The sequence below is a fragment of the Pseudomonadota bacterium genome (assembly GCA_039024915.1).
Lineage (GTDB): Bacteria > Pseudomonadota > Alphaproteobacteria > Rhizobiales > MH13 > MH13.
Map to the genome: position 1 here is coordinate 250,770 of JBCCPK010000001.1, position 21,716 is coordinate 272,485.

The window sequence follows — 21,716 nt, forward strand, 5'->3', positions numbered from 1 at the left end:
AACGTGACCGCATGCGCCCTGACTGGGCCTTTCGAAAAAGGCTGACTTACTGCGCGGCTAACCAGCCGCATCGGCACGCAACAGCCGATGCTTGGACGCAACGGACGCCGCCAGAATTCCGAAGGCGACTAGCCCGATCAAGATGGTACAGATCGCGTTGATTTCAGGCGTTACACCAAGCCTGATCTGCGAATAGATCTTGATGGGTAAGGTGGTCGCCCCCGGTCCGGTCGCGAAGCTTGCGATGACCAGATCATCCAAGGACAGTGTGAACGCAAGCATCCATCCTGCGAGTACGGCGGGTAAGATGACCGGTAGCGTGATCAGAAAGAAGCTCTTGAAAGGCGGACAACCGAGGTCTTGAGCTGCTTCCTCGAGGCTCTGATCAAACGTGATCAGGCGCGACTGCACGACAACAGCGACGTAGCACATGGAGAACGTGATGTGCGCGATCACCACGGTCCAGAAGCCGCGTGCGAAATTCATGGCGACGAACAGCAGGAGCAGAGAAAGGCCGGTGATTACTTCGGGCATAACAAGCGGCGCGTAAATCATTCCGGAAAATACGGTGCGCCCCCCGAACCGACCAAAACGGACCAGAGCCACTGCCGCCATGGTGCCGAGAACGGTGGCAACGGTGGCGGTCACCAATGCAACGCGCGCGGTCACCCAGGCTGCGTCCATCAGGCCCTCATTTTGAAACAATTCGCCGTACCAGCGCGTTGAGAAGCCTCCCCAGACCGTGACGAGCCGGCTGTCGTTGAACGAGTAGATGACAAGGATCAGGATCGGCAGGTATAGGAACGCGAACCCTAAGGTCAGCGAAGTAACGTTGAATGCGCTCATCCGGTTCATGGCATACTACCCGCCTTCGCGGCCTGGAGGGCAAGATAGTCCCAAACGACCGTGGCGGCTGTTAGGGCAGTGACCTCGGCATGATCAAAGGGGGGCGATACTTCGACCACATCCATACCGACAAAGTTGATGGGCGAGAGCCTCCGCATGATAGCCCGGACCTGCCACGCATGCAGACCACCCATCTCTGGGGTCCCCGTTCCCGGCGCAAAGGCCGGATCAAGCCCATCCACATCAAAGGTTAGGTAGGTAGGACCATCGCCAGCAATCTCTGTGACCTTTTGGGCGACTTGAGCCGGACCCAGTTCGTGCACGTCTTCAGCAGACAGGATGGTGATCCCCCGCGCCAGAACAGTTTCCTGTAGGAGCATCTGGCTCATCGGCGCGCGGATACCAATTTGGATTGTTCTTTTCGGGTCCGTCAGCCCTTCCTGCATCGCGTGGTAGAATGGCGTGCCATGGGCGAGGCTTTGACCGAAATTGTCTTCCCAGGTGTCCGCATGGGCATCAAACTGCACCAGACCAAGTGGACCATGCTTCTTTGCGACGGCGCGCAGAAGCGGCAAGGCCACGGAATGATCGCCGCCTAAGGTACACAGGTGGTTGAGACCGGTCGCGGCCTCTTCGATGCGGCGATGGCTTTCGGCAATATCACCAATCAGGACATCGACATCACCAAGATCGCTCAGCCCAAGTGAAAGCGGGTCAAGGCCGAAGTTGGGATGATCGCCATCGATCAGGAGCCTTGAAGCGCGGCGGATTGCGTGCGGACCCTCACGGGTACCGGAACGGTTGGAAGTCGCCCAATCCATCGGCGCGCCCATCACGCAGAACGGCGCATCGCGTTTTCCAAACGGAGCATCGATGAAACTCGTCCCTGAGGAGAAGGTGGGCCGCTCATAGCCACTCATCGGCCCGCTTCCTGCTGACGTTGCTGGACGTGCTGAAAGGCGACAATGGGCACAATCAGAACAAGCAGCAGCAGAACTGCGACGGCCGATGACACAGGCCAATCGCGGTTGTTAAAGAACTCGTTCCACAGAGTGCGACCGATCATCAGGGTATCCGAGCCACCTAAAAGATCAGGGATGACGAATTCACCGACCGCTGGAATGAAAACGAGGAAGCAACCCGCAATGATGCCCGGAACGGCCAACGGCACGGTGATCACCCAGAAGGCCTTGAGCGGTGTGCAGCCCAGATCCTGCGCTGCCTCAAGCAGCGAGCCATCAAGCCGCTCCAGCGCAGCGTAGAGCGGCAGCACCATGAACGGCAGATAGGAGTAGACGATGCCGACATAGACGGCGGCGTTGGTGTTGAGGATGCGAAACTGATCCTCTGGACCGAGCAGACCGATGGTCTGGCCAAACAGCGTGAGCAGGCCCTCAGGCTTCAGAATGCCGATCCATGCGTAAACGCGGATTAGAAAACTGGTCCAGAACGGCAAAATAATCGCCATCATCAGGATGGGCCGAAGCCCGCGCGGCGCACGCGCCATGCCGTAGGCGATAGGAAAGCCGATCAGAAGCGTCAGGAACGTCGAGACGCCAGCGATCCAGAGGCTGGACAGGTAAGAATTGATGTAGAGCGGATCGCCTGCAAGCCATTCATAGTTGGCAAACGACAACTGCTGAACGTCACGCCAGAACTGCCCAAGCCCTGCGGCCAGATCGAATGTGGGCGTGTAAGGCGGCATCGCGATAGCGACTTCCGAAACCGAAATCCGCAACACGATGGCAAAGGGCGCGAGGAAGAATACGAGCAGCCACAAGTACGGAACTGCGATGACAAAACGCCGGCCCCAACCGCCTGACGAGGCGCCGCCTGCCCTCATTGTGTCAGCACCACCCCAGCATCGACGTCCCAGGATAGCCAGACCTTATCTTCCCAGGCGATTGGCCGCTCGACGAGCCGGGTTGTGTTCGCAATCGTTGCGCGCATCAGGCGCTCGCCGTTCTCATCGCCCGGAAGCTGAACGTGGAAGATCGAGACATCGCCCATGTACCCAATGTCCCAAACCTCACCCTCGATGACTGCACGGGCGTCATCTTGTTCCGGCGCGGTCAGGCTGATCGCGAGCTTCTCGGGCCGGATCGCCAGCGTCGCTGGACCGGGAGCGACCTCGTCTGGTGGTGTTACGGAAATTGCATTCGGCAGCGCGTTCGGTTTCAGTTTCCAGTGGCCACCTTCGCGCTCAATTGTGCCTTCGATCATATTAACATCGCCGATAAAGCCCGCGACGTATCGCGATGCTGGCTCCTCATAAATTACCGACGGGGGATCGATTTGCTCGAAACGGCCAAGATCCATCACCGCGATACGGTCAGCAACCGTCATCGCCTCTTCCTGATCGTGGGTAACGATCAGGAAGGTCATGCCCAGCTTCTCCTGAAGGTCCATCAATTCGAACTGGGTTTCTTCGCGCAGTTTCTTGTCGAGCGCGCCCAGCGGCTCATCGAGCAGAAGAACCTTTGGTCGTTTGGCCAACGACCTTGCCAGCGCAACGCGTTGCCTTTGTCCGCCCGAGAGCTGATCAGGCTTGCGCTTTGCGAACGGTTCGAGCTTCACCAGCGCCAACATCTCGGAAACGCGAGCGTTGATTTGGTCGCCGGGCAGCCCGTCCTGCTTCAGGCCGAACGCGATGTTCTTCTCCACCGTCATATGCGGGAACAGCGCATAGGACTGGAACATCATGTTTACGGGGCGCTGATGCGGGGGGACCGCCGAGATGTCGTGGCCATCAAGGAAGATGCGCCCCTCTGTCGGCATCTCGAAGCCAGCAAGCATGCGCATAAGCGTGGTCTTGCCACAGCCGGATGGGCCTAGAAGCGCGAAGAACTCACGCTCATAAATGTCGAGTGTGATGTTGTCGATCGCGATGAAATCACCGAACCGCTTGGTGATATTCTCAAAGCGAATCAGAGGTTTTGCGATGGGGTCGTCCCAAGGTGCGAACGCGCGACGTACGGGTCCCAACGTTTTCGCCATGCATGCTCCCCCGAAACCTATCAACCCCGCGACGCTGCCGCGGGGCTGATGAATGCTTACTGACCAGTTTTGACCGTGGTCCAGCTGCGCGTGACGACCCGTTGCGTACGCGGGTCATAGGGCAGGATGGTGTAAAGCCGCCCAACCGTTTCTTCGTCAGGATAGATCGCTGTGTCTCCAATGACGTCTTCGTTCAACAGCGACTTGGAGGCTTCGTTGCCGTTCGCGTAGTAGACGTAATTGGAAGCTGCCGCGATGTTCTCGGGGTCCATGATGAAGTTGAGGAATTCATGCGCTTCCTCAACGTTCGGCGCATCGGCTGGAATGGCCATCTGGTCGAACCACATCAAAGCGCCCTCACCCGGAATGAGATATTCCACGTTCACACCATTGTCGGCTTCGGCAGCTCGGTCGCGGGCGATCAGCATGTCGCCGGACCAGCCGACAGCTACGCAAATGTCACCGTTCGCGATTGCGTTGATGTTTTCGGAGTTGTGGAACTTCTGGACCGTGTCGCGGGCAGCCATCATCATATCTCTGGCTTGGGCAATCTCGTCGGGGTCAGTTGAGCGTGGATCAAGACCGAGATAGTTGAGCGCGGCGGGGATCATCTCCGTCGGTGCATCGAGCCAGAAGATGCCACAATCCTCGAGCTGGGCCGCAACCTCAGGGTCGAAGACCAGGTCCCACGTGTTGTAGTCGAAGTCTTCGCCCAAACGCTCGCGTACCATATCGACATTGATCCCGATGCCGGTCGTGCCCCACATGTAGTTGATCGAGTAGGCGTTACCGGGGTCGTAGAGTTCCATGCGCTGTTCGATATCACCCCACATGTTGGCGAGGTTTGGTAGTGCATCCTTGTCGAGTTCCTGAAAGACACCGGCCTGAATTTGCCGCGCCAGGAACGTTCCTGTCGGCACCACAATGTCATATCCCGTCTGGCCGGCGAGAAGCCGCGTTTCGAGTACTTCGTTGGAATCGAAGACGTCGTAGGTCACCTCGATCCCCGTCTCCTCGGTGAACTTTTCGAGGATACTCTCGTCGATGTAATCCGACCAGTTGAAGACCCGCACCTCGCGAGCCTGAGCGGTGAATGCCGTGGATGCGATAAGGGCGCCTGTGAGCGCGGTCAGAACGGTGAAATGGCGGCGCATAAGTGTTGAATTTCCCTGATTGTTAGCTGCTACCCGGTCGGGTCTTTCCGCCCGACTTTCAATCCACGCTATTGCGCTTTGCGCCGACGGACAAGGGTATTCGCGCATGGCTGGCGCCTGCTTACGCCTCATTAACGGGCACGCTGTTTATTTGGGCTGTTACAGGAAAATGCTGTGCTCGATCGACGAAATGTGGTCAGCGAAGCTGCGATATTCAGCTCGTTTGAGAGCGCAGAAAAGCTTGCAATAGTCCGGACCCAAAGAATTTGAAACGAAGTCACTTGTTTCAAAGCGCGTGATCGCGTCCTCCATCGATGAGCTCAGCCGGGTCAGTTCGCTGTCTTCGTAGGCGTTGCCTTCAGATGCAGGAACCGGAGGTCGGCCCTCGTCCATCCCTTTGACCATGGCCGCTAAAACAAGAGCCATAACGATATAGGGGTTCGCATCGGCACCGGCGAGACGGTGTTCGAGCCGTCGCGCGGGCGGATCGGCTCGGGGCAAACGAACCGCAACCGAGCGGTTATTTTCGCCCCAGCTGAGCGACGCAGGAGCATAGGAACCTGGCTCCATTCGGCGAAAGCCATTGTAGGAATGGACAAAGCCCAGCTGTGCGTCGGCCATGGTCTCAAGGCATCCCGCGACCGCGAGGCGCAAAGTATCTTCGCCTGTCTGAGGATTTGCAAAGACGGGCCCACCCTGCCCCACCAACGACACATGTACGTGCATGCCATTTCCCGGCTGATCGGAGAAGGGCTTGGCCATGAACGTCACATCGGTTGCATGGGCCTTGGCGACGGCGCTGATTAAGCGCTTCAACATCACCGCATCATCGGCGGCGCCGAGCGGGTCGCGATGCTTGAGATTGATCTCGTACTGGCCCGGAGCAGCCTCAGATACGCACGCGTCGATGGGTATATCTTGCTGTACGCATGCGCTTAGGATGGCGTCCATCAACGGCCGGTGACGGTCCAGATCACGCAGCGCATACATGTCCTGTTGATCGGGACCGGCGGGCAGTGTGCCAATGGGGTGCGGACGACCGGTGTGCTCACTGCGCTCGTAAATATAGAACTCAAGCTCCAGAGCCACTTGCGCCGTAAGCCCTCTCTCCTCAAGACGCGCGACTTGCGCGGCGAGCACGTGCCTCGGATCACCCATGAACGGGCTGCCATCGCTGTGATGCATCGTGAGCATGGCCTGGACCGTGGGGCGCTTCGCCCAAGGCATGCTCAAGGTGCGCCCAGCAACGGGCAGACACAGCGCATCCTTGTCGCCGGAGGAAATGTGCAGCCCGGTTTCATGGACCTCCCGGCCCCAAACATCGACGCCCATAAGGGAGTAGGGAAAAGCGACGCCATCCGAGAGCTTGCTCAAAGCTGAGCCGGGCAGCCATTTGCCGCGCAGGATAGCGTTGGGATCGGTGAGAAAGACCTCGATCGACTGAGGGTCGGTCTGCGAGCTAGCGTTCATAGGCGTTCGTCGACTTGGGCCGGAGGGTGGGAGCAGGACGGCATTCATAGAGCATACCCCCCAAAACCTCCGTTCTCAGCGCTTTTCGCTCCATTGTCGAGGACCGAGGTTGCCAGAAACCTCAGCCTTGAGACGCCAGCGGATCGGGTCTAACGATGATGGTCAACGTATCAGCTTGGAAAAGCCATGCATCAGCCCCAGCACCAGGCAACGCCACCATTGGAGTTCGCTGAAGACGCTCCCATCAGCCTGGAGCGAGGCGTACGCGACGCTGCCGAGGCGCTTGCCTGGCTGTCGGAGCGCGGCATTGAGGACATTGAGTGCATCGTGCCGGATCAGGCTGGCGTTGCGCGCGGCAAGATGATGCCTGTCTCGAAGTATTTTTCGAGCGCAACCATGACAATGCCGAGCGCCATCTTTCGGCAGACCATCGCTGGCGAATACCCCGAAGAGAACAAGTTCTTCCGTTACGATCCGCGCGATGGTGATCTGTTATTTCAGCCCGACTATTCAACGTTGAGCGTCGTTCCGTGGGAGAGCGATCCAACGGCACAGCTTATTCACGACGCCTACGAGCGCACCGGTGAGCCCTTTTCGTCTTCACCGCGTCAGGTCTTGCAACGGGTGGTAGGCCTTTATGAGGCGCGTGGCTGGCGGCCCGTGGTGGCACCGGAGGTGGAATTCTACCTTATCAAGCCAAACAAGGACCCCGACTACCCGCTTGAACCGCCAATTGGGCGCTCGGGACGTCCCGAATCGGGGCGCAAAAGCTACTCCATCTCCGCACTCAATGAGTTCGATGATGTGATCGACGACATCTACGATTTCTCCGAGAAGCAAGGGCTGGAGATCGACACGCTAATCCATGAGGAAGGCAAGGCGCAGATGGAAATCAATCTGCGCCATGGCGACCCGATTACGTTGGCGGATCAGGTCTTTCTGTTCAAGCGGACCATTCGGGAAGCGGCCCTGCGCCACGAGATGTACGCGACCTTCATGGCCAAGCCCATGTCGCCGGAGCCTGGTTCAGCGATGCATATCCACCAATCCGTCGTGGATGCGGAGACGGGCCAAACGATCTTTTCGGACGCCGAAGAGGGTGGGGCGACACCGGCCTTCCACGGCTTCATAGCCGGCCAGCAACGGTATCTGCCGCATGTCATGGCGATCCTTGCGCCCTATGTGAACAGTTATCGCCGCCTCGCCCGGGGCGCGCTGGGCTCGCCACCGATCAACCTGCATTGGGGTCATGACAACCGCACTGTGGGGCTGCGCGTGCCGACATCGTCGGCGTCTGCGCGGCGGCTCGAGAACCGTGTTCCGGGATCGGACTGCAACCCTTATCTTGCGCTCGCTGCGTCGCTGGCCTGCGGCTATCTGGGCATGGTGGCAGGACTGATGCCGGATGATCCCATCGAAGATTGGGGCCATGACCTGCCTTACGGTCTGCCACGCTCGCTTAACGACGCGCTCGATGAACTGACCGCTGATGAGGGCTTGGTGGATATCTTAGGCCGAACTTTCGTTTACACTTTCAAAGCGATCAAGGAAGCGGAGTACGACACTTTCATGCGCGTTATCAGTCCCTGGGAACGCGAGCATCTGCTGCTAAGCGTTTAACGGAATGCGTCGGTCATGAACGAGCTATCCAACGCCTATCCCACCGCCGCGTTGCGCGAGTTAGACGCGCGACACCATCTGCATCCGTTTACCGATCATGGGGCACTTCGTGCGGAGGGCAGCCGTGTTATTGTGAAAGGCGAAGGCGTTTGGCTCACCGATAGCGATGGTAACCGGATCATGGACGGTATGGCCGGCTTGTGGAACGTCCAGGTTGGCCACGGGCGACACGAAATTGTCGATGCGGTCGCCACGCAGATGCGTGAGCTGTCGTATTACAACACTTTTTTCAAGACGACCCATCCGCCGGTGGTCGCGCTCTCTCACAAGCTCGCGGAACTGGCGCCTGAGCCCTACAATCAGTTTTTTTATGTCTCCTCGGGGTCCGAGGCTAACGATACAGCCCTGCGATTGGTGCGGCATTATTGGGACCTTCAAGGAAAGCCCGAGAAAAAGACCATCATCACCCGCTGGAACGCCTATCACGGCTCAACCGTCGCAGGGGCGAGCCTGGGCGGCATGGCGGCGATGCACAAACAAGGCGATCTCCCGATCCCTGGCATCCACCATATCGACCAACCCTACTGGTTTGGTGAGGGTGGCGATAGGAGCCCGGACGAATTCGGGGTCGTTGCCGCGCGAAAGCTCGCTGACGCGATCGACGCCATCGGACATGACAAGGTGGCCGCATTCATGGCGGAGCCGATCCAGGGGGCTGGAGGCGTCATCATACCGCCCGAAACCTATTGGCCGGAAATCAAGCGAGTGCTGGCCGATCGCGATATTCTACTTGTCGCAGACGAGGTGATCTCGGGCTTCGGTCGCCTTGGCGCGTGGTTTGGCTCAACCATCTACGACATTGAACCTGAAATCGTGACGCTCGCCAAAGGTATCACGTCGGGTTACCTGCCATTGGGTGCGGTGATGGTCCATGACGACATTGCGGCTGTGATTGAAGAGCAAGGCGGGGAGTTCTTCCACGGCACAACCTACGCCGGCCATCCGGCCTGTGCGGCTGCTGCGATGGCCAATCTGGAGATCATGGAGCGGGAAGCCGTCCCTGACCATGTCCGCACGGTGGCGGCGCCGATGATGGCAACACTGTTTGAAGAAATCGGTGATCATCCATTGGTTGGGGAAGCGCGGACCAAAGGCCTGCTTGGTGCACTGGAGTTGGTGCCTGGTAAGCCCGTGCGCGACCGATTCCCAAGTGAGGGTGAGGTCGGAACGATTTGTCGGGATATCGCCTTCGACCATGGGCTCGTCATGCGCGCGGTGCGCGATACTATGATCCTCTCGCCTCCCCTCGTTATTACACCGGACGAGTTGGCTTGGATGGCGAAAACGGTGACCGAAATTTTCGATGAGACGGGAGCGGAACTTAAACGCCGTGGGCTTTGGTAGAGCACGCGTCAAGTTGGTACGCCGCCAGCCTGCCGCCAGACCTCGATACACTTCGTGACCCGCTCGATGGCGATGCAAGTTTCGACGTCAGCATCGTTGGTGGCGGGTTCACGGGCATATCAGCTGCATACCATCTGGCGAAAGCAGGCTTCCGCGTCATCGTCCTTGAGGCGCAGCGCGTTGGTTGGGGCGCGTCTGGCCGCAATGGCGGGCAAATCCATCCCGGGTTCCGTAAAGAGCTTAGCTGGTTCGCCGAAAAGATGGGCGACGATATCGCCGAACGCGTCAAGAGCGCAGCAGATGATGCGCTTGCACATCTCGACGGGCTCATAAGGGACCACGCGATTGCCTGTGACCGCAAGTATGGGCTCATCACAGCATGCCGAAGCCAGAAAGACTTCGAAGAGGAGATCTTGGCTGCCGAGGAAGCGCAGACGCGCTTTGGTGCCGATGCTCCCGATATTCTCGATGCCGGACAAACCAGCGATGCGCTTGGTACGAGCGGGCATGTCGGTGGGCTTGTCGATCATCGTGGAGGCCACCTGCATCCGCTCAGCTTTGTAACAGCACTTGCAAAGGCTGCAGAAGCCGAAGGCGCCGTGGTCTGCGACAGGACGCCTGTTTTGTCCATCGAGACTGGTAGCGGGCATGTCGCCGCTGTCACCGCTCGCGGTACGGTTTCGGCGCAGACAATGGTTTTGTGCGGCAACGGGCTGATGAAGGGCCTTAATCGGGAAATGGATTCTCGGGTGCTGCCCATTACCAACTTCATCGTTGCAACCGAGCCCATTGGTGCAGGCGCACCCAACGGCATCCTACAAGGAGGTATGGCCGCCGCCGACACCCGGTTCATCGTCCGCTACTGGCGCCCAACGCCAGACGGTCGGTTACTGTTTGGTGGTGGCGAGAAATTCCACACAGCTTTTCCCGATGACCTGGCGGCGTTCGTACGCCCACACCTGGTGGATATTTATCCCAGTCTTGCCGAAACTCCGATCGCATTTGCCTGGGGCGGGACGCTGGCGGTGACGCAGCATCGTCTGCCCTTCATACGGAGGGTGGACAACAGGATCACCGTCGCTGCGGGCTTCTCGGGACAGGGGGTGGTTAACGCACCCTTCGCTGGCAAAATCATCGCCGACGCTCTTCGTCATGACGATAATCTGCTCGACTTAATGAGCACCTTTCCTTGTCCACGTTTTCCAGGTGGTCCCGCCTTTCGGGCGCCGATCCTTTTCCTGGCGATGAGCTACTTTGCGCTGCGCGATCGGATCGGTTAGCCCGCCAGAGAACGTTTCCAAATTGGAACAGCCGCTTTTCCAGATTGGAACAAATGCAGCGATTTAGAAACCGGTTGTTAAGCTGGATAACGTAGCGGTATTGCGTCGGGGTCAGTCGGCCGCCGATCTACGGTAAGCCCAATCCCTTGTTTCGTGTTAGGATTGTGACCGACGATGGCATCGAAGCCAAAACAAACTGCGACCAGCCATAATGCGCCAAAGGCGCTCCACCCGCTGATTAAGCAGCAGGTGACCGATGCAACGCAATCAGGCAAGCTGGACGTTGAGCGACTGCTGGAGGCAGTCAGCGCTTGCTATTCTGCCAGCAGTGCAATTGCTGAAGAAGTCCTCGACCGCGGCCTCACAACGTCCCAAAACCAATTTCAGGGACGTACGCCGACCCAGCACGTTGCTGCGGGTGGGCTCAGCCTGCCAACCACAAGCCTCGACTTGTTGGACGATGGCGTCATCATGGTCGACCATCGGGGACGCATCGCGCTTATCAACAAAGCAGCCTGGCAGCTGCTGGGCCTCGAAGTGCACGTACCGCGTGCCGCATTATCTGAAGCGCCACTTCGCGAAGCGTTTCGGCACGTCTCAAACGCGACGGAACCGCGATTAAGCCCCGCTGCGGACGGCAGCAGGCAGCCCGGCGCAACCGCTTCACCAACCCTCGAAGACTTGATCACGGCAATTGCCGACGGTGAACTAGCGACCCGCTTCGAAGCCGCGCCGCTGACGGTTAGCGGAAAAGTTGGTGGAGACCTGATGATCTACACCCAGTCTATCGAGGGCGGCAACTGTCTGTTGACCGTTCGTGCAAGCCATGAACAGGCAGAGCAGGTTCGACGCCTCCGCATGGCTGAACAAGAGTACAACAGCCTCTTCGATAATGCTGTGATTGGGATTTATCGCTCTAGTATCGAAGGTCGGCAATTGCGCGCCAACCCTGCCCTGGTACGCCTGAACGGTTACCGTACCGAGGATGACTTACTTAAGAGTGTCAACGACATAGCCCGCGAATGGTATGTTCAACCCGGTCGGCGCGAAACGTTCCGGCGCGAGATGCTCGAGAAAGGTCGCATCACCGACTTCGTATCGGAAGTCTATCGCCATAACACCCGGGAACGGATTTGGGTTTCCGAGAACGCTTGGCTCGTGCGCGACCTAGACGGCAATCCACTTTACTTTGAGGGGACAGTGGTCGACGCCAGCGACCGCATGGCCGCCGAGGAGGAGATCAGCCACCTTGCGCACCATGATCACCTGACAGGCCTTCCCAACCGCTTCATGCTTCTGAAAAAGCTGCGCGAGGCGATCCTGCAACCCCATACCGCGTCATCAGTGGCTGTGCTGTGTCTCGATCTCGATCACTTTAAAGATGTGAACGATACGCTCGGCCATCAGGCTGGCGACCGTCTACTGGTCTCTGTTGGCAAACGGCTCCGGCGTTCGATCAAGGCGGGTGACACCCTTGCGCGTCTAGGCGGTGATGAATTCACGATCCTTCAGACAGGTGTGCGTAACCGCAGGGACTCCGAAGCCCTCGCCCGCAGGATTGTTCGCACTTTGAATGAACCGTTCATGATTGGCGAAAACCAAGTGAACATCGGCGTGAGCGTCGGTGTTGCCAGTTTCCAGGGTCAGGAACCCGCTGAACTTCTTCGCGATGCTGATGTCGCGCTTTATGAAGCCAAAAAGGCTGGCCGCAAGACGTACGCTTTTTACACCGAAGCGATGGGCGAGGCCCTACGAGATCGGCGCGAGCTCGAAGACGATCTTCGTGTTGCGATCGAAAAAGGCGAATTCCAGCTTTACTTGCAACCGATCGTCTGCGCGCAGACCGCCGAGGTTAAAGTCTATGAGGCGCTTTTGCGGTGGGATCACCCGGCACGTGGGGCAGTTTCTCCAAGCCGGTTCGTATCAATTGCTGAAGAGAGCAGCCTTATGCTGGCTTTGGGTGATTGGGTCCTCGAGAAGAGCGTTCAGACAGCCTCACGCCTACCGAGAGGCCGTCGATTGGCCATGAACCTTTCTCCCTTGCAATTACGGGATCCAAAGTTCGTGCAGCGAGTGAGCGACACGCTTAAGCAATACAAGGTCGAAGCAGACCGGTTAGAGCTCGAGATCACCGAAACGGTGATTATGTCAGACGATGCCCGCACAATGCAGACGCTTAACGAGCTTCGCGACCTCGGTCTAAGGCTAGCGCTGGATGATTTCGGCACGGGACACGCATCGCTGAGCTACTTGCGGCGGTTCCCCTTCGATAAGATCAAAATAGACAAGTCGTTTGTCGAACGCATTATCGAAGACCCCATCAGCGCGGCCGTTGTACGGGCAGTCAGTTCGCTCGGTGCAGACCTCGGTGCTGAAGTCGTCGCTGAGGGCGTCGAAACTGAGGCACAGGTCGAAGCTCTGCGCCGAGAGGGTTGCGGACTGTTCCAAGGGTTCCTATTTGGCAGACCGGAGCCATGGGCGCAGCAGCTGGAAAAAGCGTGAACTGATCCCGCGTCTGTTCATCGGAATGAGCGCTGAGCGACGTAAAACCTCGCTGAGTAACGGCCTTTTACACAGTGACTGGCAGGTCGCTCTGTCGCTCCAGATCTTCAGGGCCCATCATCGGGTCTAAGAGATCACGTCTGGGGCGCTGCGTCCGGTGTGCCGATTGATGCCAGCAAGCAATTCAGCCGCTTTGATCACCGCAGCAAGCGCCGTTTGCGTGTCTTCGGCGAGCTTTTCTGGATCGGTCTCCAGCCGTTCGAGGTAAACGCGCAGCGTCGCGCCCTGTGTTCCGGTTCCCGAGAGCCTGAAGACCACGCGGGCCTCGCCTTCGAAAAGAATTCGAACTCCTTGGGCTATCGCTGTCGAGCCATCCACAGGGTCGGTATAGGCAAAGTTGTCAGCGGCGGCGATTGTCATACCAGCGACCTCTTGGCCAGGCAGGTCTTTCAATTTGGCCTCCAGCGCTTGCATGAGCGCGTGTGCGCTTTCACTGTCGACACCCTCATAATCATGCCGGGAGTAGTAGTTTCGGCCGAATTTGTTCCAGTGCTCCGCGGTCAGCTCAGCAACGGAGGCGCGGGCGACTGCGAGAATGTTGAGCCAGAAGAGCACAGCCCAGACACCGTCTTTTTCTCTGACATGGTTTGAGCCAGTGCCTGCACTTTCTTCTCCGCATAAGGTAGCTTTACCGGCATCAAGCAAAGAGCCGAAGAACTTCCACCCAGTTGGTGTCTCAAAGCAGGGGATGCCAAGCGAGGCGGCGACGCGATCCACCGCAGCGGATGTCGGCATTGAGCGCGCGACGCCTGACAGGCCTTCACGGTAGGCGGGAACCTTAGTCGCGTGGGCAGCAAGCAGAGCAAGGCTGTCCGACGGCGCAACATATTGTCCCGGACCGACGATCATGTTGCGATCTCCATCGCCATCGGACGCGGCACCGAAGTCTGGAGGGTTCGGCCCAAGCATCTCGTCCATCAGTGTCCTTGCCCAAACCGGATTTGGATCCGGGTGGCCGTTGCCGAAGTCCGGGCTCGGGGAACCATTAATGACCGTGCCAGCCTCAGCACCCAGCCGTTGCTCGAGCAGCGCTTTGGCGTACGGTCCAGTCACCGCGTGCATTGCGTCGAAGCGCATGCGAAAGCCGGAGCGGAAAAGGGCTGCGATCGCATCGAAGTCAAAAAGGCTTTCCATGAGCGCCGCGTAGTCGGCAACAGGATCGACGATCTCAACCGTCATCGCGCCGAGCGTCCATTCGCCGGTGGTGCTCAGATCGAGGTCCGGCGCATCAAAAATACGATAGGAGCTGACCGCCGCTGCTGCCTGCTCGATTCGCTTGGTAACGTCCGACGGTGCTGGGCCGCCATTCGGCGTGTTGTACTTCACGCCGAAATCACCATCAGGCCCGCCTGGGTTGTGGCTGGCCGACAGGATAATGCCGCCATCTGTCTGCCGGAGGCGTATAAGATGCGACGCGGCCGGCGTTGAGAGCAACGCGTTTTGGCCCACAATGACCCGCGCTGCCCCAGCTGCAGCCGCCATTTTTAGTACGATCTGGCTGGCCCGCTCGTTGAAGTAGCGACCGTCGCCACCCAAAATGAGAGTCTTGCCCTCAAGGCCCCCCATGCCCTGCCAAATCGCTTGAACATAGCACGCAAGGTAATGCGGCTCCTCGAAGACCCGCGTCTGTTTGCGCAGGCCGGATGTGCCCGGTATCTGGCCGTCGAACGGCCCCGCGAAAACGGTCTGAACGGTCATGCTGTTTCCTTTCACCGGCCGCTTCTGGCCATAATGCTTGCAGCGCGGCGGACACCGTTATGGTGCGCCAAGGCGGCTGGCGGTTCGGGCAGTCTTTGCCGCCAGTTCGGATATTGGGTACTGGTCCCGGGCAGGTTGGGTTGAGGCGTGATCTCCAGCAGGTTCTCAATCTGCAACAGCACAAGAGCACTTCTGGTCGACGCCAGAGCGCTGTGCATGGTGTCGACGTTGGCAACGTCCACAGTCCCCGCCATATGGGCAGACGTCATTGCATCGAACGCCGTTACGTCTTGTCGCCGCTCTTCGCACGCGGCAGCTGCCTCAACCTCGTCGATATGGCCAAGCCGTTGATGAGACCTGATATCGTGGCTCTGCCTCCAGCCCATCCAAGTGGGCAGATCGTGGGTGGAGAAGCTGGCCATCGAACGCTCCGGGAAGTCATCGGGGCGTTTGAACGCTGACCGATCCGAACGGTCACGTTCAAACAGCTGCAGCTGACACCCAAGCAGGCCCGCTGCTTCCAAAGCGGGACGCAAGCCGCGCGGTACGTTGCCAAGGTCCTCACCAACAATGAACGCGCCAGCGCGCGCAGCGGCGAGGCGCGCGACCGCAAGCATCGCGTCTCGCGGCATCCGCACATAAGCGCCCGGCTCGCCGGATTCGGGAACCCAAAAAGTCCTGTCGAAGCCTAATATATGATCGATGCGAAGAGCACCGGCGAACCGAAACTGGCGTTCCAACGTTTCGGCAAGGGGCCTAAAGCTCTTCACGATTAAGCTGATCGGATTGAACGGGGCCAGTCCCCATGCTTGTCCATCGGCAGCAAAGGCATCGGGCGGTGCGCCTAGCGAAACGCCATAAGCAAACGTGTCGCGGTCTTCCCATGTTTCCGCACCCGCAGGATGAGTCCCGACCGCAAGATCGAGAAAGAGCCCCGTCGCCATGCCAGCAGTTTGCATGCTCCGCTGCGCATCTCTCAAGGCGTCTTCCGCCTTCCACTGAAGCCAGCAGTGAAAGTCTACTTCCGGGGCCAACTCTTCAGAAGCTCCCCGGGCGGCCTGCCCAGCGGGTTCCTGCAGCTCGCTCGGCCAAGACGTCCAAAACGGTCCATGTTGATCTGATAGGGCTTGATGAAGCGCAAACCGGTGCAGTGGCTCACCTTCATGTGATTTGAATGCTGTAAAATCCTCATCGCCGTCGAAAGCTGCGTAAGCAGCTTCGAGCGCCTGCCGCCTTCGAGGGACTTCCACGCTATAATCTAGCAGGTCACCGGTTGGGCCGTGATCGTCGTTTGAGGGGATAAAGAAACTGCTGAGCCGCCGTCTGTGGGATGGCATGTAGGGGCTGTATCCACTTGCATCGCCCCAAAAGCCGGCATGGATCGGATTAAGACCTACGAAACTTGCGCCAAGCTGTGCAAAGCCCTCGGCCGCTTGCGTCAGATCCTTTGTGGTCGCGAGCCCCCCAAGCCTCGGGCTGCGCAGTGCGTGCAAGGGAAGCATGACACCCCAGGCGCGCGAAGGCAGCGGCAATTGTTTGGGGCAGGAAATGAGGATACTCCGATCAGTCGAACTGCCAGCGATAGAAAGCTCATGAAGCCCAAACGGCAAAGCTTCGAGCGCTGCCCCCCCTTCCAATTGGCGGCCGTCCTCCAAGGTCAGTTCCCAAGGTATCCCCTTAGGCATTCGAGGGGGCTTGCCGTCATTGCAGATCAAACACGGCGGTAAGCGCCTCGTGGATGCCACCGATTGCATGTGTGCCAACTGCTGAGCTGCGTTCGATGGGTCGTACCCCATCGCGGCAATAAGGGCGCGTTTGGTATCCCGTGAAGTACGGCGGCGGCGGTGCAACTGGTCCGTGTATGACCCACTGACTCCAAGAAACTTGGCAAGGCTATCGATCGGCTCAGCCATCGAAGCTTTCAAGCACACAAGCGCAGACCGTTGTGCCGGTCATACGCACCGACCGGCGAAGAGGCTTCGCGTCGAACGACGCAAGCGCACTGTCGAGCCGCTGAACCCATCGAAAGCCTTCCGGCGTCGGAGGAAGCTTGGCGCTTACAGGCTTTCCGCTCGCATTGAAGACAATGAACAGCGCGCCTTCACGCTCGGCATATCCGGGGGTGCTGGAGGCCATACGGAGCTCAACACACAAGACATGGTTGCTTGGGTCGTCCCAGTCTTTTTGGAGCAAAGGCCTTCCACTTGGGTACCACCAGAAAAGGTCTTCCTTGCCATCGTTTGGGCGTTCCTCCGAGTGCAGGAAGCGAGACTGGCTCAAAATGGGATGCATTTTCCGAAACCCGATCAGCTTGCTGGTGAACTCGAGGAAGGCATGGTCGGCCTCATCCCAATTCACCCAACCGATAGGGCTGTCCTGGCAGTAAGCATTGTTGTTGCCGCTCTGCGTATTGCCCAGCTCATCCCCCGCAAGCAGCATGGGTGTGCCTTGGCTGAGCAGTAGGGTCGCCATCATGTTGCGCCTGCGGATTGTTCGCGCAGCTTGAATGACTGGATCGTCGGTGGGTCCCTCGACCCCCATATTATCCGAGAAATTCTCATGATGGCCGTCGCGATTGTCTTCCCCATTGGCACGGTTATGCCGCTCCACGAAGCTGACAATATCAGCCAGTGTGAAACCGTCATGGGCGGTCAGAAAATTGACCGACGATGAAGCCGGCCTTGCGGAATGATCGAACTGGGTCGCCGAGCCCGAGACCCGCTCAGCAAGTCCAGGTACCTGTCCATTATCCCCGCGCCAGTACCGGCGAACGCAGTCGCGATACTTGTCATTCCACTCAAGAAAAGGGTGCGGGTACGCGCCCAATTGGTATCCGCCGGGACCGATATCCCACGGTTCTGCGATCAACTTGACCTTTGATAAAATCGGGTCTTGGCGGATCGCTTGAAAGAACGGGGCGTCGCGGTCAAATCCACGGGGCAGACGCCCCAGTGTCGAGCAAAGATCGAACCTAAAACCGTCGACATGCATGACCTCGACCCAGTAGCGAAGGCTATCAAGGATCATGCGCAAGACCATCGGATGTGCGGAGTTCACCGTGTTGCCCGTACCGGTGTCGTTGATGTAGCCGCGCCTGTCTTCGGTCAGCCGGTAGTACGCCAGATTATCGAGCCCGCGAAAGCACAGGGTTGGGCCGGTCTCATTGCCTTCACAGGTGTGGTTGTAAACGACATCGAGAATGACCTCGACGCCAGCGCTGTGAAGGCGCGCGACCGTATGCTGAAACTCAGCCAGACCGCCAACACCCATGTAGCGAGGCTCAGGCGCAAAGAACCCGAGCGTTTGATAGCCCCAATAGTTCACCAGTCCCTTCTCAACGAGAAAACGGTCATTGAGGAAGGCATGGATGGGCAGAAGCTCGATCGCGGTGACCCCGAGCCTTGTTAAGTGCTCCAAGACCGGTTCTTCCGCGAGGGCCAGGAAACTGCCGGGAGTTTTGACGCCGGGGAGGAGTTGGGTCAGCCCTTTGACGTGCGCCTCATAGATGATGGTTTCTTCAAGCGGGGTACCCAGGCGCGGCTTGTCCGCCCATGCAAAGGACGGGTCCTCCACTATGCAACGAGGCATGTGCGGAGCGCTGTCCCGAGTATCGAAACTGAGATCGCCCTGATCGTCTCCGACCGTGTATCCCATAAGTGCGTCGTTCCACACCGGATGGCCGGTGAGGCGTTTGGCGTAGGGGTCCACCAGCAGCTTGTTGACGTTGAACCGGTGGCCATGATGCGGCGCATAGGGCCCCGATGCTCGCAAACCGTAACGTTGCCCAGGTCGAAGGCCGGAAACATAACCGTGCCAGATGCCGCCAACATGTTCGGGGAAGGCAAGCCGTTGGAGTTCCGTCTGGCCGCTCTCATCGAACAGGCATAGCCAAAGTTGGTCTGCGTGTTCGGAAAAAACGGCGAAGTTGACACCCCCGCCATCGAACGTCGCGCCAAGCTGAGCGGCGCTTCCTTCGATCATGGAGTATTCGCTCATTCCGCGGCAACCATCTCGCGATACAGCGCCGTGTATTTTGCTGCGGCCTTGTCCCAACCCACCGGCAGCGCCATCGCTGTTTTTTGCATCTGAGCCCAGACATCGGGTTGGCGGAAGAGCGCTGACAGATCCTTGATGCTGAGCCGAAGCCCTTCTTCATCAAGTGGATGGATATGCAGGCCGGTGGCAGACCTTAAGGCCAAAGCCATTGGGCTGGCATGGATCACGGTATCGGCGAGGCCACCGGTGTAGCTCACAACCGGGATTGTACCGTACCGCAAACCATAGAGCTGAGTTAGCCCGCAAGGCTCGAACCGTGATGGTACCAAAATCGCGTCGCCTCCCGCGATGAGCCGATGCGCAAAGGCCTCGTCATAACCAATACGGACCGAGACATCGGGGTGACTGGCGGCCTGCTGAAATCCCAACTCAAGCGCGGGTTCTCCCGTTCCAAGCAGCGCTAGCTGCCCCCCTTCATCAAGCAAGGTTGGAAGGGCTTTGAGTAGCAGGTCCAGACCCTTCTGCTCTGTCAGACGAGAGACGACCACGCATAGCGGACCGCTGGCATCACGCAAACCGAGCTCCGCCCTTAGCGGCGCGCGGGCCTTTTGCTTACCCTTTGGCCGTTTGTAGCTCACCTTCAAATGCGGATCAGTCGCCGGGTTCCAGACGTCCAGATCGATGCCGTTCAAGATGCCCGAAAGCTGGTCCGCACGGCTGCGGATCACCCCATCAAGTCCGTGACCAAATTCCGGGCGGGTCAATTCCCGCGCATAAGTTGGAGAGACCGTTGTTATGCGATCAGCCCACACGAGACCCGCCTTCAGTGCGTTGATGTTGCCCCAAAACTCAAAGCCCTCCCGGTTCAGGTCGGACGGGTTGAGCCTAAGTTTTGAAAGCCGGTCTGCAGGGGCGGCGCCATGAAACGCGATGTTGTGAACCGTCAGCACGCTTGGAATATGGGCTGTGGTCTGGCGCAGATAGTAGGGTGCAAAACCGGCCTGCCAGTCATGACAGTGAAGACAATCGGGCCGCCAGCCTCCAGCGCCGTCCTGCGCGATGATGGCCCCCATCATGGAAAGGGCGGCAAACCGTTCGGGATTATCCGGCCAATCGCGGCCATCGGCGCCGAGATAAAGCTCGCCGCGTCTGTCGAAGAGATGGGGCGCATCAAGGACATACAGGTGCAAATCGTTGAAGACAGCCTCCAGCAGCTTTGCTTCGCCGCCGAAAAAATCAGGCTGACGGAAGATGACACCACCATCGCCAACCCGGTCCATCACGGCCGGATAGCCCGGAAGCAAGACCCGCATATCGACGCCCATGCCCCCAAGCGCATTAGGCAAAGCTCCGACGACATCAGCAAGGCCGCCCGTTTTGACCAATGGTACGCATTCGGACGCGACAGAAAGAACCCTCATCCCAGTGCAGCGGCCCTCTTGTCCAACATGTCCTGGGTGATCAGCGTGACCCCCGCATCAGAAACACGGAACCATTTGGCATCTTCTTCAGGGTCTTTGCCCACAACCAGTCCTTCGGGTACGTGCACACCTCGGTCTATGACCACCTTGGATAGATCGGCTGAGCGTTCAACGTAAGCGTACGGCAGCACAACGGCCTGATCGAGGGTCGCGTAGGAGTTGGTGTGCACACCGGTGAAGAGCAGGCTGCTCCTGATCTCCGTTCCGGAGATTATGCAGCCACCACAGACCAGAGAGCTGACTGCCGTGCCACGTCGATCAGCCTCATCATGAATAAATTTGGCCGGTGGTGCGTTTTCCGAATAAGTCCAGATCGGCCAATCGGTATCCCAAAGGTCCAGATCGGGGGCAAAATCTGTCAGATCCACATTGGCTTTCCAAAACGCGTCAACAGTCCCGACGTCACGCCAGTAAGACAGCGCTTCTGAACTGCTGCGAACACAGCTTTCTTCAAAGCGGTGAGCCATAGCCTTTCCGCCCTTCACAATCTGGGGGATCAGGTCACTGCCAAAATCATGGGTTGAAGTCGGGTCCTGAGCGTCCTGCAAGAGCAGCTCGCGCAGGAAGTCCCACTTAAAGACGTAGATACCCATCGATGCCAATGCGACGTCCGGATCATCAGGCGTACCGGGCGGGTCGGCAGGCTTTTCAAGAAAGCTGGTAATGCGATCCCGTTCATCGACGGCCATAACTCCAAACGCACTGGCTTCTGTCCGCGGTACGGTCAGGCAGCCGACGGTTACATCGGCGCCACTGTTCGCGTGCGCCCCGATCATCCGCTCGTAGTCCATCTTATAGACATGATCACCCGCGAGGATCAGCACGTAATCGACGTCATAACTGTCCACGATGTCGTAGTTCTGGGTCACGGCGTCGGCGGTCCCCAAATACCAGCGTTCCTCTGATATTCGTTGGCTGGCCGGGAGGACATCAAGATATTCGTTGCGTTCGGCACGAAAGAAGCTCCAGCCGCGCTGGCAGTGGCGGATCAATGAGTGTGCCTTGTACTGGGTGGCAACCGCCATCTTGCGAATGCCTGAGTTGAGGGCGTTCGATAAAGCAAAATCGATGATACGCGCCTTACCTCCGAAAAAAACCGCCGGTTTGGCGCGCCGATCGGTCAGCTCTTTCAATCGGCTCCCTCGCCCCCCGGCCAGAACGAACGCCATACTGCGCTGCGCAAGCCTCCTTTGTGTTGGCGCCATGAT

Annotated in this window: 15 protein-coding genes; 4 read left to right on the forward strand and 11 right to left on the reverse strand. The window is 58.6% G+C overall.

All coding sequences use genetic code 11. The features are described 5' to 3' along the window. Window positions 1-57: 57 nt before the first annotated feature. From AAF739_01255 to AAF739_01280, 6 genes are all read right to left on the reverse strand, one after another. Window positions 58-855 (reverse strand): ABC transporter permease subunit, encoded by a 798-nt coding sequence (locus AAF739_01255; GenBank protein MEM6381274.1) that lies wholly within the window; start codon window positions 853-855, stop codon window positions 58-60. Beyond that, the gene (gene speB / locus AAF739_01260; GenBank protein ID MEM6381275.1) at window positions 852-1,766 is read right to left on the reverse strand and encodes an agmatinase; all 915 of its coding nucleotides are present in this window, start codon (window positions 1,764-1,766) and stop codon (window positions 852-854) included. Before speB ends, AAF739_01255 begins: the two co-directional genes overlap by 4 nt. Continuing rightward, on the reverse strand, window positions 1,763-2,689 hold the full coding sequence (locus AAF739_01265) for an ABC transporter permease subunit (GenBank protein ID MEM6381276.1): 927 nt from the start codon (window positions 2,687-2,689) through the stop codon (window positions 1,763-1,765). The genes speB and AAF739_01265 overlap by 4 nt, the downstream gene beginning before the upstream one ends. Further along, on the reverse strand, window positions 2,686-3,843 hold the full coding sequence (locus tag AAF739_01270) for an ABC transporter ATP-binding protein (protein MEM6381277.1): 1,158 nt from the start codon (window positions 3,841-3,843) through the stop codon (window positions 2,686-2,688). The genes AAF739_01265 and AAF739_01270 overlap by 4 nt, the downstream gene beginning before the upstream one ends. A 56-nt stretch (window positions 3,844-3,899) precedes the next feature. Then, window positions 3,900-4,997, reverse strand: coding sequence for a polyamine ABC transporter substrate-binding protein (locus tag AAF739_01275; protein ID MEM6381278.1), 1,098 nt, complete (start codon window positions 4,995-4,997; stop codon window positions 3,900-3,902). A gap of 159 nt (window positions 4,998-5,156) precedes the next feature. Beyond that, entirely contained in the window at window positions 5,157-6,467 is a 1,311-nt protein-coding gene (locus tag AAF739_01280; protein MEM6381279.1) for a glutamine synthetase family protein, read from the reverse strand. A gap of 186 nt (window positions 6,468-6,653) precedes the next feature. On the opposite strand from AAF739_01280, the gene AAF739_01285 reads away from it, so the two are divergent. The 4 genes from AAF739_01285 (at window position 6,654) to AAF739_01300 (ending at window position 13,273) form a co-directional block, all read left to right on the forward strand. Then, a complete protein-coding gene (locus tag AAF739_01285) occupies window positions 6,654-8,087 on the forward strand; it encodes a glutamine synthetase family protein (GenBank protein MEM6381280.1) in 1,434 nt (477 codons plus the stop codon). A 15-nt stretch (window positions 8,088-8,102) separates the two neighbouring features. Beyond that, the gene (locus AAF739_01290) at window positions 8,103-9,491 is read left to right on the forward strand and encodes an aspartate aminotransferase family protein (protein ID MEM6381281.1); all 1,389 of its coding nucleotides are present in this window, start codon (window positions 8,103-8,105) and stop codon (window positions 9,489-9,491) included. Beyond that, window positions 9,485-10,771 (forward strand): FAD-binding oxidoreductase, encoded by a 1,287-nt coding sequence (locus tag AAF739_01295; protein ID MEM6381282.1) that lies wholly within the window; start codon window positions 9,485-9,487, stop codon window positions 10,769-10,771. Before AAF739_01290 ends, AAF739_01295 begins: the two co-directional genes overlap by 7 nt. A 174-nt stretch (window positions 10,772-10,945) precedes the next feature. Continuing rightward, a complete protein-coding gene (locus tag AAF739_01300; GenBank protein ID MEM6381283.1) occupies window positions 10,946-13,273 on the forward strand; it encodes an EAL domain-containing protein in 2,328 nt (775 codons plus the stop codon). 126 nt (window positions 13,274-13,399) lie between these two features. On the opposite strand, the gene AAF739_01305 is transcribed toward AAF739_01300, so the two are convergent. The 5 genes from AAF739_01305 to glgC all read right to left on the reverse strand — a co-directional run bounded on the left by AAF739_01305 (window position 13,400) and on the right by glgC (window position 21,713). Next, a complete protein-coding gene (locus AAF739_01305; GenBank protein ID MEM6381284.1) occupies window positions 13,400-15,031 on the reverse strand; it encodes an alpha-D-glucose phosphate-specific phosphoglucomutase in 1,632 nt (543 codons plus the stop codon). Window positions 15,032-15,042: 11 nt separating this feature from the next. Continuing rightward, window positions 15,043-16,716, reverse strand: a complete 1,674-nt coding sequence (gene malQ / locus AAF739_01310) for a 4-alpha-glucanotransferase (GenBank protein MEM6381285.1) — start codon at window positions 16,714-16,716, stop codon at window positions 15,043-15,045. 220 nt (window positions 16,717-16,936) lie between these two features. Then, window positions 16,937-19,027: a glycogen debranching protein GlgX gene (gene glgX, locus AAF739_01315; protein ID MEM6381286.1), complete on the reverse strand. Its 2,091-nt coding sequence runs from the start codon at window positions 19,025-19,027 to the stop codon at window positions 16,937-16,939. Continuing rightward, window positions 19,024-20,448 carry a glycogen synthase GlgA gene (gene glgA, locus AAF739_01320; GenBank protein MEM6381287.1) on the reverse strand — a complete coding sequence of 475 codons (1,425 nt, stop codon included), beginning with the start codon at window positions 20,446-20,448 and terminating at the stop codon, window positions 19,024-19,026. The genes glgX and glgA overlap by 4 nt, the downstream gene beginning before the upstream one ends. Beyond that, window positions 20,445-21,713 (reverse strand): glucose-1-phosphate adenylyltransferase, encoded by a 1,269-nt coding sequence (gene glgC, locus AAF739_01325; protein ID MEM6381288.1) that lies wholly within the window; start codon window positions 21,711-21,713, stop codon window positions 20,445-20,447. Before glgC ends, glgA begins: the two co-directional genes overlap by 4 nt. Between the last annotated feature and the right edge of the window lie 3 nt (window positions 21,714-21,716).

What these genes read in the sequence shown, in the direction of transcription:
- glgC (MEM6381288.1), bottom strand. Translation starts at nt 21,713, where the DNA reads ATGGCGCCAACACAAAGGAGGCTTGCGCAGCGCAGTATGGCGTTCGTT.
- AAF739_01290 (MEM6381281.1), top strand. Translation starts at nt 8,103, where the DNA reads ATGAACGAGCTATCCAACGCCTATCCCACCGCCGCGTTGCGCGAGTTA.
- AAF739_01285 (MEM6381280.1), top strand. Translation starts at nt 6,654, where the DNA reads ATGCATCAGCCCCAGCACCAGGCAACGCCACCATTGGAGTTCGCTGAA.
- malQ (MEM6381285.1), bottom strand. Translation starts at nt 16,716, where the DNA reads ATGCCTAAGGGGATACCTTGGGAACTGACCTTGGAGGACGGCCGCCAA.
- glgX (MEM6381286.1), bottom strand. Translation starts at nt 19,027, where the DNA reads ATGAGCGAATACTCCATGATCGAAGGAAGCGCCGCTCAGCTTGGCGCG.
- speB (MEM6381275.1), bottom strand. Translation starts at nt 1,766, where the DNA reads ATGAGTGGCTATGAGCGGCCCACCTTCTCCTCAGGGACGAGTTTCATC.
- AAF739_01270 (MEM6381277.1), bottom strand. Translation starts at nt 3,843, where the DNA reads ATGGCGAAAACGTTGGGACCCGTACGTCGCGCGTTCGCACCTTGGGAC.
- AAF739_01305 (MEM6381284.1), bottom strand. Translation starts at nt 15,031, where the DNA reads ATGACCGTTCAGACCGTTTTCGCGGGGCCGTTCGACGGCCAGATACCG.
- glgA (MEM6381287.1), bottom strand. Translation starts at nt 20,448, where the DNA reads ATGAGGGTTCTTTCTGTCGCGTCCGAATGCGTACCATTGGTCAAAACG.
- AAF739_01265 (MEM6381276.1), bottom strand. Translation starts at nt 2,689, where the DNA reads ATGAGGGCAGGCGGCGCCTCGTCAGGCGGTTGGGGCCGGCGTTTTGTC.
- AAF739_01255 (MEM6381274.1), bottom strand. Translation starts at nt 855, where the DNA reads ATGAACCGGATGAGCGCATTCAACGTTACTTCGCTGACCTTAGGGTTC.
- AAF739_01275 (MEM6381278.1), bottom strand. Translation starts at nt 4,997, where the DNA reads ATGCGCCGCCATTTCACCGTTCTGACCGCGCTCACAGGCGCCCTTATC.
- AAF739_01280 (MEM6381279.1), bottom strand. Translation starts at nt 6,467, where the DNA reads ATGAACGCTAGCTCGCAGACCGACCCTCAGTCGATCGAGGTCTTTCTC.
- AAF739_01300 (MEM6381283.1), top strand. Translation starts at nt 10,946, where the DNA reads ATGGCATCGAAGCCAAAACAAACTGCGACCAGCCATAATGCGCCAAAG.